The sequence below is a fragment of the Mycolicibacterium fluoranthenivorans genome (genome assembly GCF_011758805.1).
In the GTDB taxonomy this organism is placed as follows: domain Bacteria; phylum Actinomycetota; class Actinomycetes; order Mycobacteriales; family Mycobacteriaceae; genus Mycobacterium; species Mycobacterium fluoranthenivorans.
Genome location: NZ_JAANOW010000001.1, coordinates 1432789 through 1451166 on the forward strand (window position 1 = coordinate 1432789; position 18378 = coordinate 1451166).

The window sequence follows — 18378 nt, forward strand, 5'->3', positions numbered from 1 at the left end:
AGCCACCCGGAGATCGGCGGTGACGCACCAATATCGGGTGGAACCGACCGGCGCCCTGATGCGTCGAACCCGGTGTGGAACTTGTGAAGCCACCGTCGCCGGCTTCGGGGCCGGTGGAGCTGCGGCGCCCACCGGACCTGCCTGCCGTCCCTCCGGTCAACCCGTTGGCGCGCCTGCTTCCGCTGGTGATGCTGGTGGCCGTCGGCGGTATGGTCGCGGTGTACCTGACCTCGGCGCAGTCAGCTGCCCGCAATCCGATCTTCCTGCTCTTTCCCGTCATGATGCTGGCGTCGGCGATGGGTACCTTGGCGCACACCTTCCGCGGCCGTACCGGAGAGATCGATGCGGGGCGCCGCGGCTACCTTCGGTATCTCGACGCAGTGGTCGACGACGCCACGGAGACGGCACGCCGGCAACATCAGGTGTTGCACTGGACCCACCCGGATCCGGCCGCGTTGTGGACGATGGCCGGTGGGGCGCGCATGTGGGAACGCCGCCCCGGCGACCCGGACTTCGGAGTGATCAGGGTGGGGCTCGGCGCAGTGGCGCTGTCGACACCCTTGATAGCTCCGCCGGCCGGCACGGACGACGAGACCGACCCGGTGACCGTCGGTGCGCTGAAGGACGCCCTGGACCGTTGCGCGTTGCTCGACGACGTGCCGGTCACGCTGCGGCTGGCGGATTGTCCCCGGGTGCCGATCGGTATGGACCGCGCTTCGGCGCGGAACCTGCTGCGCGCCATGGTCTGTCAACTGGCCATGCTGCACAGTCCACGCGATGTCAGGATCGCGGCCGTGGTACCGGTCGGCGACGGGCACTGGGACTGGCTGAAATGGCTGCCGCACCACCGCGACCGCGAGGTGGTCGATGCTGCGGGTCCACGCCGGCTCACGTTCCCCGATCTCGATGCAGCACGGGAAGCTTGCCGGGCGCTGCGTGCCGTCCAGGTGGTGATCGTGGTGGACGGCGTGGACGTACCGGCAACAGAGGTCGGTGCCGGTGTCACGGTGATCGAGCTCTCCGACGTCGGGGCCGCGGGCCTTCCGCCCGGATGCCGCGCGGATGGAATCAGTCTGGCCGAGGCGCTGATCTGCGCCCGCCGGCTGGCACCGCATATGCCCGACCGATCGGCCGGGGCGGTGACGGGTTGGCCCGAACTGATCGGCATCGGGGCGTCCGGAGCCCTCGATCCGGACGTGGCGTGGCGTCCACGCACGGACGGGCTGCGGCTGCGGGTGCCGATCGGGTTCACCGAAGACACCGACAGTGCCCCAGGTCCCGTCGTCCTGGACATCAAGGAGGCCGCGCACGGCGGCATGGGGCCACATGGACTGTGTATCGGTGCGACGGGTTCCGGGAAGTCAGAGTTCCTGCGTACCTTGATCCTCGGGCTGATCGCGACGCACCCACCCGAGGAACTGAATCTCGCGCTGATCGATTTCAAAGGTGGTGCGACGTTCCTCGGGCTGGACCGCGCCGCGCACGTCGCGGCCGTCATCACCAACCTCGCCGACGAAGCACACCTGGTGGACCGCATGCGGGATGCGCTGACCGGTGAGATGAACCGCAGACAGGAACTACTTCGGGCGGCAGGAAACCTGGCCGGTGTGCACGACTACCGGCAGGCGCGGGCGGCCGGCGCTGACCTGCCCGCACTACCGGTGTTGTTCATCATCGTCGACGAGTTCTCCGAACTGCTCAGCCGACAACCGGATTTCGCCGAGCTCTTCGTGGCGATCGGACGGGTCGGCCGCTCTCTGGGGATGCATCTGCTGCTCGCGAGTCAGCGCTTCGACGAGGGCAGGATGCGCGGGCTCGACACCCACCTGTCCTATCGCGTGTGCCTGAAGACGTTCTCCACCAGCGAGTCCCGGGCCGTGCTGGGAATTCCGGACGCCTACCATCTACCGGCCGCGCCCGGTTCCGCTTATCTGAGGACGCCGTCAGGGGAGACGGTCCGCTTCCGCACCGCGTTCGTCTCGGGGCCGGTGGGCGGGCCGGCACCGAACGTCTCGGGTGCGCCATGCCTGTTCACCGCCGCCCCCGCCGGGAATGACATGGACAACGAGGTATCGGCGGCGCCCACGATGCTCGATGCCGTACTGGACCGACTGACCGGCCGCGGCGTCCCCGCACACCGGGTCTGGCTGCCGCCGCTGGACGAACCGCCGGCGCTCGGCGATCTCCTCGCCGCGCACGGGTCCGGCCGGCTTCGGGTACCGATCGGTCTGGTGGACAACGCTTTCGGGCAACGTCACGAGCCCCTGATGGTGGACTTCGCGGGTGCTGCCGGGCACGCCGCGGTGATCGGTGCCACCCGGTCGGGAAAATCCACCGCGCTGTGCTCTCTCATCCTGGCGCTGGCGGCGACCCATGATCCGGGCGAGGTGCGCTGCTACCTGCTGGATTTCGGTGGCGGCGCGCTGTCCTCGCTGGACGCGTTGCCCCACACGGGTGTCTGCGCCGGACTCGGGGATGCCGAGCTGGCCCGCCGGGCCGTCGCGCATGTCCACGACGTGCTGCGGAGACGGGAAGCGGGGGTGCGCGATGAGCACGGTGACATCTTCCTGATCGTCGACGGGTGGGCGGCCATGCGGCAGGAATGCGACGGCTTGGAGGAAGCGATCACGGCGCTGGCGGTGCAGGGTCTCGCGCATCGGATCCACGTCGTCGTCGCCGCGTCCCGCTGGGCGGACCTGCGGCCCGCGCTCAAGGATCACCTGGGTACCCGCATCGAACTCCGACTCGGCGATCCCGCCGAGTCGGAGATGGACCGCAAGCGGGCACGGCTGCTCGCCCACCGCGGGCCCGGCACCGGCCTCAACCGCGACGGGCTGTCCCTGTTGATCGCATGCCCGACCCTGTTCGGTCTGGATACGCCTGCGGCGGTGCAGGTTTTGCGTACCCGGCACGCCGCGCACGCGATCTCCCGGATCGAGGTGCTGCCTGCCATGGTCCGCTGGTCCGGCGGCTCGACACCCGAAGGGTCTGCTTCGACCACGGTGGCCGTCGGCCTAGGGGAGAGCCGGATGCAGCCGGTGACGATCGACTTCCGCAAGCACGGTCACCTCATCGTGCTCGGTGAGAGCGAATGCGGAAAGACGGCGGCGTTGCGCACCCTGTGCCGCGCGCTGACGCGTTCCAGTGGTGCCGAGGCCGTCCGGTTGCTCATCGTGGACTACCGGCGCAGCCTGCTCGGCGTGGTGGAATCGGAACATCTGGCCGGGTACGCGATATCGGCCGAGGCCGTAGCGGCTCAACTGCCGCCCATGCTGGAGCAGCTGTGCGCCCGGCTACCGGGACTCGACGTATCGCAACAACAGTTGCGTGACCGCTCCTGGTGGTCCGGGCCGGAAATGTACGTCGTGATCGACGATTACGACATGGTCCCGGCGGACGGCGGAAACCCGCTGAGCCCGCTGCTGGAATATCTACCCCATGCCAAGGACATAGGCCTGCACATCATCGTTGCGCGGCGCTCCGGCGGAGCCGCCCGGGCCATGTTCGACCCGTTTCTGGCCCGGCTGCGCGAATTGGGTAGCGCCGGCCTGATGATGAGTGCGGGGCCCGAGGAGGGGGCATTGCTCGGCTCGGTGCGCCCGGTGCCGCTGCCGCCGGGCCGGGCCACCCTCGTCCTCCGGGGATCTGCGGCCGAACGGGTTCAGCTCGCGTGGACCGAGCCGCAGTGACGGCGGTCGCGGTGCTCTTCGGCCCGGCGACGGTGCGCGGCCCGTGCCCCGTGCGCGGCGAATTGGTCAGGGCGGGACTGGATTTCCTCGACGACCGCGACACGATCATCGACGATCTGCCGGTATCGGTGGATTCGGTGCTGAGGGAGATCATCGGCACCGTGGTGGGGGGCGACCGCCGGGTCGCCGACGGACTGGTGCTCGTCTGCCCCGGGTGGTGGCCGTCGGCGCGGCTGGATCGTATCCGCGCGGCGGCCACCGCGGCTTGCGCCGAAGCCGTCGTGGTGACCCGGGCGCAAGTACATCGGCGCCGACATCCTGGCGCCGACATCATCGTGGAGATCACAGACGAGTTCGTCCTCGCTGCGACAGCGGACACCACGTTGCTCGTCGTCCCGAGACGCACGGGGGTGGCCGCAGCAGTGGCGGCCGGCCTCGACGAGCCCGCCTCGGTGCTCATCGATGTGCCGGGCGGCATCGCGGGCGCGCGGGCCGTCGCCAGCGAGACTGCCGCCGGCCTGCAGCGGGGCGGCGAGGTCGCCATCGTCGGCGACCATCAGTTGCTCCAGACTGCCGGCGACATGTGCGCGTCGCCCGCCGACCCGCCGCGCCACCGGTGGCCATGGGTGGTCGTCGTGTGTCTGCTGGCCGTGGCCACCGTCGTCGCGGTGGCACTGCATCGCCCACCACGCGAACCATCGGACCGCACAACGGTGTTGATCACGGAAGGCCGGGTCGCCGCACGGGTTCCCGCAGACTGGCTGGTCGAACGGATCACCGCCGGAACCGGGTCGCGCCGCGTCCAGGTCACCGAATCCGGCGGCGAGCGTGCGCTGCTCATCGTGCAGTCACCGGCCGAAGTCGATATGGCCACGACGGCAACGACTCTCGCCACTGCACTGCGCAGGGAAGACCCCACGGTGTTCACCGATTTCGAGGCCACCGGCCGGCGCGCCGGCCGGCCCGTGATCAGTTACACCGAGGCCAGGGCAGACAGGAAGATCGAATGGTCCGTCTTCCTCGAGGGCGGAGTGCGGATCGCCGTCGGATGCCAGAGCACAACCGCCCGGGATGCGCGGGAGATCTGTGACCAGACCATCGCATCCGCCCACAGCGTGCGGTGAGCAAGATCCGGATCAATGGAACCGAAACGCCCCCCGCTGCGTCTAACCTCAGTAGTACCCGACGAGAGGACTCAGATGACTTCGCTGAACACCGATTTCGATCTCATGCACGTCGTGGCAGGACAGATCGACACGCGCAACGAGGAGATCCGGGCCATGCTCGGATCGTTCATCGGGCGGATGAGTTCCGTCCCGCCGTCGGTGTGGGGCGGTGCTGCGGCGGTGCGTTTCCGCGAGGTCGTCGAGCGGTGGAACGCCGAATCGATGGCATTGAACGACGCCTTGGCGCGGATCTCCGAGACCATCCGGCTCAACGAGCGCACCCTGCGCGAGGCCGGCGACAGCCATTCCCAGCAGATCGCCGCCATTACCACCCACCTGTAAGGAGTCACGATGGATGCCACGCTGTCCTATAACTTCGACGAGATCGAGTACACGGTCCGCCAGGAGATTCACAGCACCTCGGCGCGGCTGAGTGCGGCGCTGGACGAGTTGCGGGCACAGATCACGCCACTGCAGCAGACCTGGACCCGCCACGCCGCCGAGGCCTACCGGATTGAACAGATGCGCTGGGACCAGTCGGCATCGGCCTTGCAGGACATCCTGTTCCGGCTGGGAAACGCGGTCCGCGACGGCGCTGACGAGATCGCCGCAACCGACCGGCAAGCCGCCAATGCCTGGGGTTACTGACGCCTCGGCGTTGCCATGAAACCTGCGCGGTCCCGCCGGGGGGAGGACCGGCGGGACCGCGCAGTCCGACCAACTCGGTGCGTGGCGAAGTGACAAACGAACTCAAATGTCCTGTCGGACTGCCACTCACGAGTGGCCGGATGCGGCGGGTTCTGTCCGGCGGTCTGTTCGGCTCCTCGTCGGGATCCTCCCCGGGGCCGGAGATAAGGGCTATGGTGTGGAATGCGGCCGATGCAGTGAGGCGTCGGGCCGTGATCGGGAGCGTGATCATCTGTGAGGACGACCAAAGGGCCGAGTGCTCGGGAGCTTCGTGCTGTGCACGAACTCTTCGTCGCAGGCGAGGTCGACGTCGCGGAGCTGGAACCGACCACGGTGCGGCCGGTGGTCGCCAAGAGCTGGCAGCGCAGCCTCGCCAAGGGCGTGGATCCGGATTTCGATCGGGCTCGGCCCGCCGCGGTGGGCTCCGGCATCGCAAAACTGCGTGATTCCCACCCACTGGCACCCGCACTCCCGGTGATCCGCCGGCTCCTCGTCGACGATGCCGTGGATGCGGGCGTTGTCGTGGCCGTCACCTCGGCCGACGGCACCCTGCTGTGGGTCGAGGGCGACCCGAGAGCACGCCGCAGAGCCGAACAGATGAACTTCGTGCCCGGTGCGGATTGGAGTGAGCGCAGCGCAGGCACCAATGCGCCTGGGACCGCGCTGGCGCTGGACCGCGAGCTGCAGATCAGGGGGTCGGAGCACTTTTCCCGCGTCGTGCAGCCGTGGAGCTGCACCGCCACCCCCCTGCACGACCCGGACACGGGGGCACTGCTCGGTGCCATCGACCTCACCGGGGGCGCCCAGGCCGCGTCGGCCCAAACGTTGGCGCTGGTCAGGGCCACCGCGTTGGCTGTGGAGAATCATCTGGCCCTGCTGCGGCTGACCGGGAGCGTCCCGGAACCGGCGACGCGCAAGCCGCACCTGGTGGTGTTGGGTTCAGACCGCCCGCGTTGGGTGACCACCGACGTCTACGGCCACCTCCGCGCCACGATGCTGACCGGGCGACACGCCGACATCCTGGTGCTGCTCAGCAGGCACCCCGAGGGATTGTCCGCAGACCACCTGGCCGTCCTTCTCGACGACAAGGACCTGGACGTGGTGACGGTGCGGGCCGAGATGTCGCGGCTGCGCAAGGTCATCGGCGCCGAGTACCTGGAGTCCCGTCCGTATCGCCTGCTGGTCCCGATCACCACCGATATCGGTGAGGTCTTCGACGCCCTTGACCTCGGCGATGTCGAGTCCGCGCTGGCCGCCTACCACGGTCCGTTGCTGCCGCAGTCGGTGTCACCGTCGATCGCGCGACTACGCATGCAGCTGTCGGCGAGTATGCGCGGCGCGGTGCTTGCCGAGTGTTCACGCGGCGATATGTCCCCGCTACGGCGCTGGCTGGACCTGCCGGAGGGGCGCGACGATCGGGAAGGTTGGGAGGCGCTGCGCAACAGTGCCTCGATCGGTCCCGTGGGACGCGCGCAGGCCGGCGGACACCTCGCCGGGCTCGACTTCGAACTGGGCTGAACCGCCCGTATCCGGCACCCCGTGCAACGGTGGTGCAACCCTGCCATTCGTACCTTTAGTGACGACCGACACACTTCGCTGTCCCATGCAGGAGAGATTCCCATGACTGTTTATGCGCGCCCGGGTGTTGAAGGCGCTTTGATGTCGTTTAAGTCCCGTTATGGCAATTTCATCGGTGGGCAGTGGGTGGCCCCGGTGGCCGGCCGGTATTTCGAGAACCCGACGCCGGTGACGGGGCAGGTGTTTTGTGAGATTCCGCGTTCGGATGAGGCTGATGTGGAGGCGGCGTTGGATGCCGCGCATGCGGCGGCCCCGGGGTGGGGTAAGACCAGTCCGGCGGAGCGGGCGGTGATCTTGAATAGGGTCGCGGATCGGATCGAGGAGAATCTGGAGTCGATCGCGGTGGCGGAGTCCTGGGATAACGGTAAGCCGGTCCGGGAGACGCTGAATGCTGATATTCCGTTGGCGGTGGATCATTTCCGGTATTTCGCCGGTGTGCTGCGCGCCCAGGAGGGGTCGTTGTCGCAGATCGATGAGGACACCGTGGCGTATCACTTTCATGAGCCGTTGGGTGTGGTGGGCCAGATCATCCCGTGGAATTTCCCGATTTTGATGGCGGTGTGGAAGTTGGCGCCGGCGTTGGCGGCGGGTAATGCGGTGGTGCTCAAGCCGGCTGAGCAGACTCCAGCGTCGATTCTGTATTTGTTCGAGGTCATCGGGGATTTGTTGCCTGCCGGTGTGGTGAACATTGTGAATGGTTTCGGGGTGGAGGCGGGTAAGCCGTTGGCGTCGTCGAATCGGATCGCGAAGATCGCGTTCACCGGGGAGACGACGACGGGCCGGTTGATCATGCAGTACGCCAGCCAGAACCTGATCCCGGTGACCCTGGAGTTGGGTGGGAAGTCGCCGAATATTTTCTTCAGTGATGTGTTGGCGAGTAACGACGCGTATCAGGATAAGGCGTTGGAGGGGTTCACGATGTTCGCCCTGAATCAGGGTGAGGTGTGTACGTGTCCGTCGCGGTCGTTGATTCAGGCTGATATTTATGACGAGTTTTTGGCGTTGGCGGCGATCCGGACGAAGGCGGTGCGTCAGGGGGATCCTCTTGATACTGAGACGATGATCGGTGCGCAGGCCTCCAATGATCAGTTGGAGAAGATTCTGTCGTATATCGAGATCGGTAAGGGTGAGGGTGCTCAGGTGCTCACTGGTGGTGAGCGTGCGGAGCTTGGTGGGGATCTGGGTGGTGGTTTTTATGTGGCGCCGACGATTTTCACCGGGCATAACAAGATGCGGATTTTCCAGGAGGAGATTTTCGGGCCGGTGGTGGCGGTGACGTCGTTCACTGATTATGCGGATGCGATCGCGCAGGCCAATGACACGTTGTATGGGTTGGGTGCGGGGGTGTGGAGTCGTAGCGGTAATACCGCGTATCGGGCGGGTCGTGATATCAAGGCTGGTCGGGTGTGGACGAATTGTTATCACCAGTATCCGGCGCATGCGGCGTTCGGTGGGTACAAGCAGTCCGGTATCGGCCGGGAGAATCACAAGATGATGCTCGATCATTACCAGCAGACCAAGAACCTGCTGGTCAGCTACAGCGAAAACGCCGCCGGCTTCTTCTGATCCACGCCGGAGAGCTGCCATGTCTCAAGCAACCAGGGTGCTGATCACCCGGGGTGCCGCCGACCTCGTGCTACGTCTGCAGAACCGGTACGGCGCCTTGATGTTTCACCAGTCCGGTGGCACCTGTGACGGATCGTCCCCGATGTGCTACCCGGTGGGCGAGTACGCGATCGGGGACAGCGACGTGCTGCTCGGTGTGCTCGACGTGGTCTCCGAGCGTCAACCCTATGGTGTTCCGGTCTGGGTTTCCGGTCCGCAGTACACGGTGTGGGAACACAGCCAGTTGGTGATCGACGTGGTGCCCGGTCGTGCCGCGGGGTTCAGTCTGGAGGCATCAGTCGGCCTGCGCTTCCTCTCTCGGGCGCGCGTCGTGCCGGAGCGAAACGCCGCGGTGCTGCCGCGCTCCGTGCGAGGATGCATCGTGACTTCCGGCGCCACCGAGCAGGGGGTGCGACGGTAGCGAATCCCGAAGATGTTCGAGTTCAATCACCTTCGAAGATGAGGAGCAGTGTTGCCCGATTTCGTCGCAGCCATAGATCAGGGCACCACCAGTACCCGCGCCATGATCTTCGATCATGCCGGTGCCGAGGTGGGGCGGCATCAACTCGAACACGAACAGATCCTGCCGCAGGCCGGTTGGGTGGAACACAACCCGGTGGAGATCTGGGAGCGCACCGCCTCGGTGCTCACCTCGGTGCTCAACAACACCAATCTGCAGCCCAATGACATTGCAGCGCTGGGTATCACCAACCAGCGAGAGACCACGCTGGTGTGGAACAAGAAGACCGGCAGGCCGTACTACAACGCCATCGTCTGGCAGGACACCCGCACCGATCGGATCGCCTCGGCGCTGGATCGCGACGGACGTGGTGATGTCATCCGCCGCAAAGCAGGTCTGCCCCCGGCCACGTACTTCTCCGGCGGCAAGATCCAGTGGATTCTGGAGAACGTCGACGGCGTGCGCGAGGCCGCCGAAAAGGGCGACGCCCTCTTCGGCAACAGCGACAGCTGGGTGGTGTGGAATCTGACGGGTGGTCCGCGTGGCGGAGTGCACGTCACCGACGTCACCAACGCCAGCCGCACCATGCTGATGAACCTGGAGACCCTCGACTGGGACGACGAACTGCTGTCCTTCTTCGGTATTCCGCGGCAGATGCTGCCCCAGATCCGGCCGTCTTCTTCGCCGGACCCGTACGGGATGACGCTGACCGCGGGCCCGATGGGCGGCGAGGTGCCGGTGACGGGCATTCTGGGCGACCAGCAGGCCGCGATGGTCGGCCAGGTCTGCCTGGCGGCCGGTGAGGCCAAGAATACCTACGGCACAGGCAATTTCCTGTTGCTGAACACCGGTGAGAAGATCGTGCGTTCGGACAACGGGCTGCTCACCACCGTGTGCTATCAGTTCGGTGATGCGAAACCCGTTTACGCCCTTGAAGGTTCGATCGCGGTGACCGGTTCGGCCGTGCAATGGCTGCGTGATCAGCTGGGCATCATCAGCGGAGCCGCCCAAAGTGAGGCGCTGGCCCGCCAGGTCGAAGACAACGGCGGGGTGTATTTCGTGCCGGCGTTCTCCGGGCTGTTCGCGCCGTACTGGCGCTCCGATGCCCGCGGCGCGATCGTCGGGCTGTCGCGGTTCAACACCAACGCGCACGTGGCGCGGGCGACGCTGGAGGCGATCTGCTATCAGAGCCGCGACGTCGTCGATGCGATGGAAGCAGACTCGGGCGTGCACCTGGAGGTGCTCAAGGTGGACGGCGGGATCACCGCCAATGAGTTGTGCATGCAGATCCAGGCCGATGTGCTGGGGGTCGACGTGGTCAAACCTGTTGTGGCAGAGACCACCGCGTTGGGTGCCGCGTACGCCGCGGGCCTGGCGGTCGGGTTCTGGAGTGATCCGAACGACCTGCGGGCCAACTGGCAGGAGGACAAGCGGTGGTCACCGTCCTGGTCGGAGGATCAGCGGGCGGGCGGGTACGCGGGCTGGCAGAAGGCCGTGCAGCGCACCCTGGACTGGGTGGACGTCTCCTAGCCGGGCGACGGCCCCGGTGCACCGCGCCGGGGCCGTCGGTCGGCTCTACAGTGCCGCGACCCCGGCCTCGGCCACCTTGACATCCTGCTCGACACTTCCTGCGCTGACGCCGATCGCGCCGACCACCACACCGTCGACCGTCAGCGGAATCCCGCCGCCGAAGATGACCAGGCCGCCACATGTCTGTTCCAGGCCATAGAGTTCGGCGCCGGGTTGTGCGATCGCGGTGAGCGCACTCGTGGGAGCATTCATCAGTATCGACGTGCGCGCCTTACGGATCGAGATGTCGATACTCGCCTTGATGGCACCGTCCATCCTGGCGAATGCCACCAGATGGCCACCGTCGTCGACGACCGCGATGTTCATCGGCTGCGCGATATCCCGGGCCTTCGCTATCGCCGCGTCGACGACTCTGGTGGCGCTTGACAGACTGATGGCGCTCATTGATGAACCTTTCGAATCGGTTTTCCCGCAATAATTTTGACGTTCACGGGGGTGTACTCACCCGCCATCGATCATAATGGCCGCAACCGCAATGAGTAGGTGTTTCAACCTCTTCCGGCGTCGCGGCGTCAGATCCTAGCCAAAAACTCACCCACGGGTCAGCCTGCGCCCCACCCCCGGCCAGTATGCGGGCGGGAACCGGCAGAAAGCGCCATCGCGCCCGGCGACTGCACAAAGACTGTGCCACAGAATCTTTGGTGGCCAAGAGAGGGTGGGTCAGTGTCGAATATCGACATCTTCGTCTGGGAGTTCCTGGGCACCGCGGTGCTGTGTCTGCTCGGGAATGGCTCGGTGGCCGCGGTGGTCCTGAAGAACTCGTTCTCCCACGGCGGTGGCGGCGACTGGGTGATCATCGTGATGGGCTGGGGATTTGCGGTGTTCGCCGGCGCCAGTATCGCCAGTCCGTCCGGAGCGCATATCAACCCCGCGGTGACGCTGGCGGTGGCGATCTCCGGTGGTATTCCGTGGTCGTCGGTCCCGGTCTACTGGGCCGGCCAATTGCTGGGTGGCTTCCTCGGCGCCTGGCTGTGCTGGGCCGCGTTCAAGTTGCAGTTCGACAAGAACGACGACAACTCCGGCACCCGGGGCATCTTCTGCACCTCGCCGGCTGTGCGGGCGATTCCGTGGAATATCGTCACCGAGGTCATCGCGACCTTCGTGCTGATCTTGTGGATCCTGACCAACCCGCAGATCAACTCGACACTCGGTTACGCCGCTGTGTCTTTCGTGATCATCACCATCGGCTTCGGTCTAGGTGGCCCCACGGGCTACGCCATCAACCCGGCCCGTGACCTCGGCCCGCGCCTCGCGTACGCCCTGATGCCGATCAAGGGCAAAGCCGATGCGGGCTGGAACTACGCCTGGGTACCGGTGGTCGCCCCGCTGATCGGTGCAGCCCTGGCGGCCGGCGTGGCTGCGCTACTGCCGGCCTAGCAGCGCGTCCGGGCGCAGTTCGAGGACCAGGCCATTGGGGACATCCGATCCGGATTCCCAGCAGCCTGGGACGCCGAGCATGTCCCGGATCAGGTAGACGATATCGCCGTGGGTGATGACCGCGACACGGTCGCCGGAGGCGGCGATTTCAGACAGCGCAGACAGCACCCGCTCGGTGGGATCCTCCAGCCGTCCCGGGGCAGCCCATCCACGTTCCCGAAACCGGACGTCGGCGAATACCGGCACCTCCAGCACGCCGGCGATGGCCCGTGCGGTCTGAGCCGCGCGCACCGCATCCGAGGTGACGATGCGGTCGATATTCTTGTCCCGCAGGGTGTTACCGGCGGCGAATGCCTGGCTCAGGCCACGCTCGGTCAACGGTGGGTGTGCGATCTGGCGCTGCATCCGGCCCTCGGCGTTCCAGGTCGACTCACCGTGGCGTATCACCCAGAGCGACGGTCCGGGCGTCAACTGCTCAGTTGTGCGGCGACCGGTCGCGCCGCCCTCCCCGCGACGAAGCCGGCCACCGCACCGATGACGGTGGTGGCCGGTGGCCGCACCCCGGCGGCGTGCGCGGCGGCGGCGATGGTGCCCAGATCACCGCGCAACTCGCGCTGGCCGGCGAGGGTGCCATCGGCGATCACCGCTGCCGGGGTGGTGTCGGGCATGCCGGCGTCGATGAGTGCCCGGGTGATCGGATTCAGGTTGCCGACCGCCATCATCAGCACGATCGTCGTATTGGTGCGGGCCAGCGCGGCGTAGTCGACCGTGCAGTCCGGATGGTCGGGAGGAACGTGGCCGGAGACCACGGTGAAGCCCTGGGTGAGGCCGCGGTGGGTGACCGGGATCAGTGCTGCGGCCGGGGCGGCGATCGCCGAACTCACGCCGGGTATCACCTCCACGGTGACCCCGGCTCGTACACACTCGTCGGCTTCCTCGCCGCCGCGGCCGAAGACGAATCCGTCGCCGCCCTTGAGCCGGACCACGGTGCGGCCGGCCAGGGCGTGCTCGATGAGCATCTCGTTGATCTCGTACTGTTCGGTCCGCCGGCCGCCGGGGATCTTCGAGGCATCGATGATCTGAGCCCGGGGCGCGATCTCATGGAGTGCACCCACGGGTGCCAGGCGGTCGGTGACGATGACATCGGCACCGGCCAGTGCGGCCCGGCCGGCGACGGTGAGCAGTCCGGGATCGCCGGGGCCGCCACCGACGATGATCACCCGGCCACGGGAGACCGTGGCGGGGGAGTCGCGCCGGGAAGCCGACTGGTCCGAGCCGATGCAGAACACGCCTTGCTGGCGGGCCAGCTCGGCGATGGTGTGATCGGTGTCCGGGATACCGGTATGGGCGAACAACAGCTCAGCCATATCGATATCGGCCGGATGAAAATCGCGATCCTGCAACGTGATCAGGCCCCGATCCGCGAGATCGAACAGATAGGCCGGCGGTCGCGGGGACACCACGGTGACCACCGCGCCGGCCGCCACCAGGGCACCGACGACGCTGAGCGCGCGGTCTTCGGCACCCACGACCGTCACCTCACGGTGCCGGACGGGCAGCCGCAGCGCGATCTCGCCGTCGAGTCCGTCGCGGTCCAGGTCCGTGGCGAGGGCGTCAGACATGGTGTCCGCGCAGCACCGTCGCCACGAGCGCGGCTCGGTTGTGCACCCCGAATTTGTCCATGACGTTGTGCAGATGGAACTTGACAGTGGCCTCCGAGATGAAAAGGGTTCCCGCGATTGCGCGGTTGTCCAGTCCGTTGGTGAGCAGTCCGAGCACCTCGCCTTCGCGCCGGGTCAGCAAACGGGCATAGTCAGGCTCGGCCTGGGCCCGCAGTTCGTCGATCAAGGTATCTGCGCTGCGCGCATCGAGAGCGTGGTGACCGTCGATCACCCGGAGGAACGCTGCGCGCAGCTCGTCCGAAGGGGAGCGCCGATCGACCAGCCCGTCGGCGCCGGCGCGGATCAGTGGCAGCGCCAGCTCGCGCGGGTCGTCCCCGTCGATCACGGCCAGCACCCTGGGCACCGGGTCGAGCTCGGCGAGCAGAGCGGGCAGATCGGGACCGGCCTCGGCGCCGACGACCAAGAGTTCGGGCGCCAGCTCGCGTAGCCGGTCCACCAGCCCCGCGCCGCGTTGTAGATCGCCGACCAGTCGGACCGCGCCCAGTTGCGCCGCGACATGCATCAGTCCGTGCCGCAGTAGCTCGTCGTCCATCACCAGCACGGTGCGCAATACCGCCGGAATATCGAAAGATGCTGATATGTCCGGTGTTTCAGCTGATTGGTCGCTCTCGGTACTGCGCCCGACCGGGGGGAGCGGTGCGTAGCGCGTCTGAGACCAGCCCATGATTGACTCCATCCTGCCGCTGAGCGGCGAATGCTAACGCCGGGTGCGTTGCACCGGGGTTGCAAAGAGACGAAGTCAGCTCCCGGAGCCCGGGTGTGACGCGGTGGGCACCGCGAGCACACAGTCCCCACACAGACCGGACTGTGGCACCTGGTAGTACAGGCAGCAGCTGCGCCGGACGAAATGGCCGTCGCTGAAAACTCCGGTGCCGGTCAGTGCGGCGGTGTCCAGCAGCGCGCGCACCAGCGCGCGTCCCCGCATCACGCGGTCCGGCCGCGACAGCCCCAACACCGTCACCGCGCCGTTGGCTGCCGAGGTGATGTTGCCCGAGGTGATGCGCGCAGACAGGGACGTCAGCGCACTCAACGTGGCGCCGAGGGCGGTCAGCGCGGACACCGCGGATGCGGCGATGACCCGGGCCGCGGCCGGGAGATCCGGGGTCGAGGTCCACGCCGCGCCGGCGATGGCGAACCGCGGTGTGTGGGTGCCCGAAGGCTGCCAGCGCACCGACCGCTCATCGAGGATCGGGACCACGCCGAAGCACACCGCCGATCCGATGACCGGAGACAGCAGCCGGGCGGCCACTCCGAGCTGGAACGATGACGCGGCGACGCGGAGCGGGATCTGTCCGTTCGGACGGCCTGTCGACGCGGCGATCGCGAGACGGGTGCGCTGCACATGGTCACCTAGCGTCGCATCGGTGAAAAGCTCTGGCAGCGGCAACCATTCGTCCCCGTTGTGGACGGGCAGCGCGAAGTACTCGCCGAGTTCCGCCAGTTCGGCGAGATACCCGGCGCCGTCGTCGCGACCTGTCGGTGCCGGCCTGGCGTTCATGGTGCGGCCACGCTAGCCCGCGGTGTGGCACCACCGCCAGGTGTCTCGGGAAAGCCTGTCCGCCGTGGCAGTGCGGCACCTCACCGGATGGCCGGGCCGGATCGCCGGAGGGCCCGGAACTGGACAAATGCCGGTGATCTTCGCTGCAACCTCGGTGCAACGTGACACAAGACACAATGGGCGGGTCGAGGCCGGTCCGTGTCACGAATATGGACCTGGAAATACGGATGAAGGTGGCCCATTCGTGGGTCATCCCTCAGTTGGGAGCAGCACATGACGGAACCGACCCTGGACCCCGCGACGGACTATCCGCTGAGTGTCCACCGGCGCGATCTGTTGTTCACCCCCAACGGCAAATCGATCGAGGACATCACGATCGATGCCGTCGTCGCCGGTGACATCCAGGCGACCGATCTGCGCATCACCCCAGACACCCTGCGTCTGCAGGCCCAGATCTCCGAACGGGTGGGGCGGCCGCAGCTCGGGGCGAACCTGCGGCGCGCGGCCGAGATGACCGCGATCTCCGATGAGCGGGTGCTGCAGATCTACAACGCGCTGCGGCCCAACGCGTCGTCCAAATCCGAGCTCGACTCGATCGCCGACGAGCTGACCACGCAGTACAACGCGACCCACCTCGCCGACCTGGTGCGTGAGGCCGCCGACGTGTACGAGCGCCGCGACCTGCTGGCCAAGAGCGAATAGGAGACAAGCGATGACTGCAGTTGTACCGAACCCGGTGACCGAGACCGCCACCGTGCGGCACTCGCTGCGCACCCAGGCCCTGGAGGCGCGACCGGTCAACCTCGACGGATTCGTCGAGGAATGGCCCGAGGTCGGCATGGTCGCGATGGACAGCCCCTTCGACCCGCAACCGAGCGTGCGGGTGGAGAACGGCTTGATCGTCGAGATGGACGGCACCGCACGCGCCGACTTCGATTCGATCGACCAGTTCATCGCCGACAAGGCGATCGATGTCGAGACGACCGAGCAGTCGATGGCCATTCCGGCCGCCGAGATCGCCGGCATGCTCGTCGATCCGGGTGTCACCCGCGATGAGGTCCTCGCGGTGACCAAGGGGCTCACGCCGGCGAAGCTGCTCGCGGTGGCCAAGAACCTCAACATCGTCGAGATCATGATGGGTATGCAGAAGATGCGGGCCCGCCGCACGCCGGCCAACCAGGCGCACTGCACCAGCGCCAGGGACAACCCGCTGCAGGTCGCGTGCGAGGCGGCCGAGGCCACCCTGCGCGGATTCGCCGAAGTGGAGACCACGCTGGGTGTGGTCCGCTACGCGCCGTTGGTGGCCATGGCCCAGGCCATCGGCAGCCAGGCCGGTGCGGAGGGGCCGCAGACCCAGTGCGCCCTGGAGGAGGCCACCGAACTCGATCTCGGGATGCGCGGGATCACCGGATACGCCGAGACCATCTCGGTGTACGGCACCGAACCGGTCTTCGTCGACGGTGACGACACCCCCTGGTCGAAGGCCTTCCTGGCGGCCGCCTACGCGTCGCGCGGTATCAAGATGCGGTTCACCTCCGGTACTGGATCCGAGGTGCAGATGGGTAATGCGCAGGGAAAGTCCATGCTGTACCTGGAGATCCGCTGCATCCTGGTGACCAAGGGCGCCGGCGTGCAGGGCCTGCAGAACGGCTCGATCTCCTGTATCGGCGTGCCCGGAGCGGTGCCCGGCGGCATCCGCGCGGTGGCCGCCGAGAATCTCATCGCCTCCGCGGTGGATCTGGAGTGCGCGTCCGGTAACGATCAGTCGTTCTCGCATTCCCCGATGCGTCGCACTGCCCGGCTGATGCCGCAGATGATGCCGGGCACCGACTTCGTGTGCTCGGGCTACTCCGCGGTGCCCAACTACGACAACATGTTCGCCGGGTCCAATGTCGACAGCGACGATTTCGACGACTTCAACACCATTCAGCGTGACCTGCAGATCGACGGCGGGCTGCGACATGTGAAGGAGTCCGAGATCCTGGCGGCGCGCACCCGCGCGGCCGAGGCGCTGCAGGCGGTGTTCCGGTACCTGGACCTGCCGCCCATCACCGACAACGAGATCGAAACGGCCGTGTACGCCAACGGAAGTCAAGACCTCATCCCGCGCGATGTGCTGGAGGACCTCAAGGGCGCCCAGCAGGTGATGGACCGCAACGTCACCGGTCTGGATCTGGTGAAGGCGCTGGAGGCGAGTGGTTTCTCCGATATCGCCGAACGGATGTTGTCCAGCCTGCGTCAGCGGGTGTCCGGTGACCTGCTGCAGACCTCGGCCATCCTCACCAAGGGCGGGCCGCTGTCGGCGATCAACGATGCCAACGACTACGCGGGGCCCGGCACCGGGTACCGCCCGTCGGGTGCCCGGTGGGAAGAGATGAAACGACTGCGCCACGTCACGAGCGCATCGAACCCGGAAGCAGAGGTGGAATAGCCGTGTCGGCCAACGATATTCAGCGGGACCTGACCTTCACCGAGATCGGCCCGGCCGCCCGCGGCACGCGGCCCGACGAGGTGGTCATCGCGATCTCGCCGGGCTTCGGTGAATTGTTCAGCAAGACCATCGTCGACATCCCGTTGTCCGAGGTGATCCGCCAGGTGCTGGCCGGTATCGAGGAGCAGGAGGTCAGTGCACGGGTGATCCGGGTCCGCAATTCGTCCGATCTGGCGGCCATGTCCCACACCGCGGCCAGGCTGTCCGGATCGGGTATCGGAATCGGTATCCTGTCGCGCGGTACCTCGATGATCCACCAGCGCGACCTGCCGCGACTGTCCAGCCTCGAACTGTTTCCGCAGTGCCCGCTGCTGACACTGCAGACCTACCGGCAGATCGGGTCCAACGCGGCGCAGTACGCCAAAGGGGAGTCGCCGGAACCGGTTCCGACGCTCAACGATCAGATGGCCCGGCCCCGCTGGCAGGCCAAGGCCGCGCTGCTGCACCTGAAAGAGACCGAACTGGTTCGCAAGGACGCGAAGGCCATCGAGGTCATGCCGGAATTCTCCGCGGCTGTGGTGGGTTGATACGGGTTTCGGGCTTGGAGAAGGACAG

Annotated in this window: 17 protein-coding genes; 12 read left to right on the forward strand and 5 right to left on the reverse strand. The window is 66.9% G+C overall.

What is annotated here, in order from left to right; genetic code table 11:
- The first annotated feature begins 83 nt into the window (after positions 1-83).
- The 8 genes from eccCb to glpK all read left to right on the forward strand — a co-directional run bounded on the left by eccCb (position 84) and on the right by glpK (position 10715).
- A complete protein-coding gene (eccCb, locus tag FHU31_RS07095) occupies positions 84-3689 on the forward strand; it encodes a type VII secretion protein EccCb (RefSeq protein ID WP_308206770.1) in 3606 nt (1201 codons plus the stop codon).
- On the forward strand, positions 3671-4813 hold the full coding sequence (locus FHU31_RS32010) for a type VII secretion-associated protein (RefSeq protein ID WP_167156980.1): 1143 nt from the start codon (positions 3671-3673) through the stop codon (positions 4811-4813). The genes eccCb and FHU31_RS32010 overlap by 19 nt, the downstream gene beginning before the upstream one ends.
- A 75-nt stretch (positions 4814-4888) precedes the next feature.
- Complete coding sequence (locus tag FHU31_RS07105) at positions 4889-5197, forward strand: WXG100 family type VII secretion target (RefSeq protein ID WP_167156982.1); 309 nt, start codon at positions 4889-4891, stop codon at positions 5195-5197.
- A gap of 9 nt (positions 5198-5206) precedes the next feature.
- Positions 5207-5503 carry a WXG100 family type VII secretion target gene (locus FHU31_RS07110; RefSeq protein ID WP_167156984.1) on the forward strand — a complete coding sequence of 99 codons (297 nt, stop codon included), beginning with the start codon at positions 5207-5209 and terminating at the stop codon, positions 5501-5503.
- 315 nt (positions 5504-5818) lie between these two features.
- Positions 5819-7060: a helix-turn-helix domain-containing protein gene (locus tag FHU31_RS07115; protein WP_263988169.1), complete on the forward strand. Its 1242-nt coding sequence runs from the start codon at positions 5819-5821 to the stop codon at positions 7058-7060.
- A gap of 102 nt (positions 7061-7162) precedes the next feature.
- A complete protein-coding gene (gene adh, locus FHU31_RS07120) occupies positions 7163-8686 on the forward strand; it encodes an aldehyde dehydrogenase (RefSeq protein ID WP_167156988.1) in 1524 nt (507 codons plus the stop codon).
- 19 nt (positions 8687-8705) lie between these two features.
- Positions 8706-9146 (forward strand): DUF779 domain-containing protein, encoded by a 441-nt coding sequence (locus FHU31_RS07125; RefSeq protein ID WP_167156990.1) that lies wholly within the window; start codon positions 8706-8708, stop codon positions 9144-9146.
- Between the two features lie 51 nt (positions 9147-9197).
- Positions 9198-10715 (forward strand): glycerol kinase GlpK, encoded by a 1518-nt coding sequence (gene glpK, locus FHU31_RS07130; protein WP_167156992.1) that lies wholly within the window; start codon positions 9198-9200, stop codon positions 10713-10715.
- Positions 10716-10760: 45 nt separating this feature from the next.
- Here glpK and FHU31_RS07135 read toward each other — a convergent pair whose 3' ends face one another.
- On the reverse strand, positions 10761-11159 hold the full coding sequence (locus FHU31_RS07135; protein ID WP_167156994.1) for a GlcG/HbpS family heme-binding protein: 399 nt from the start codon (positions 11157-11159) through the stop codon (positions 10761-10763).
- 279 nt (positions 11160-11438) lie between these two features.
- On the opposite strand from FHU31_RS07135, the gene FHU31_RS07140 reads away from it, so the two are divergent.
- A complete protein-coding gene (locus tag FHU31_RS07140) occupies positions 11439-12152 on the forward strand; it encodes an MIP/aquaporin family protein (RefSeq protein WP_167156996.1) in 714 nt (237 codons plus the stop codon).
- Here FHU31_RS07140 and FHU31_RS07145 read toward each other — a convergent pair.
- From FHU31_RS07145 to FHU31_RS07160, 4 genes are all read right to left on the reverse strand, one after another.
- Positions 12138-12599, reverse strand: coding sequence for a phosphoglycerate mutase family protein (locus tag FHU31_RS07145; protein ID WP_167156999.1), 462 nt, complete (start codon positions 12597-12599; stop codon positions 12138-12140). The genes FHU31_RS07140 and FHU31_RS07145 overlap by 15 nt on opposite strands.
- A 20-nt stretch (positions 12600-12619) precedes the next feature.
- The gene (gene cobA, locus FHU31_RS07150) at positions 12620-13774 is read right to left on the reverse strand and encodes a uroporphyrinogen-III C-methyltransferase (protein WP_167157001.1); all 1155 of its coding nucleotides are present in this window, start codon (positions 13772-13774) and stop codon (positions 12620-12622) included.
- Positions 13767-14498 (reverse strand): response regulator transcription factor, encoded by a 732-nt coding sequence (locus FHU31_RS07155; protein ID WP_167157003.1) that lies wholly within the window; start codon positions 14496-14498, stop codon positions 13767-13769. The genes cobA and FHU31_RS07155 overlap by 8 nt, the downstream gene beginning before the upstream one ends.
- A 75-nt stretch (positions 14499-14573) precedes the next feature.
- Complete coding sequence (locus tag FHU31_RS07160) at positions 14574-15332, reverse strand: (2Fe-2S)-binding protein (protein ID WP_167157005.1); 759 nt, start codon at positions 15330-15332, stop codon at positions 14574-14576.
- Between the two features lie 273 nt (positions 15333-15605).
- Here FHU31_RS07160 and FHU31_RS07165 point away from each other — a divergent pair, with 273 nt between their 5' ends.
- From FHU31_RS07165 to FHU31_RS07175, 3 genes are read left to right on the forward strand one after another with little or no spacing between them, the layout of a single operon-like run.
- The gene (locus FHU31_RS07165) at positions 15606-16034 is read left to right on the forward strand and encodes a diol dehydratase small subunit (protein ID WP_090363103.1); all 429 of its coding nucleotides are present in this window, start codon (positions 15606-15608) and stop codon (positions 16032-16034) included.
- Positions 16035-16044: 10 nt separating this feature from the next.
- Positions 16045-17763 carry a propanediol/glycerol family dehydratase large subunit gene (locus tag FHU31_RS07170; protein ID WP_167157007.1) on the forward strand — a complete coding sequence of 573 codons (1719 nt, stop codon included), beginning with the start codon at positions 16045-16047 and terminating at the stop codon, positions 17761-17763.
- A gap of 2 nt (positions 17764-17765) precedes the next feature.
- The gene (locus tag FHU31_RS07175; RefSeq protein WP_308206678.1) at positions 17766-18350 is read left to right on the forward strand and encodes a propanediol/glycerol family dehydratase medium subunit; all 585 of its coding nucleotides are present in this window, start codon (positions 17766-17768) and stop codon (positions 18348-18350) included.
- Positions 18351-18378 lie beyond the last annotated feature (28 nt).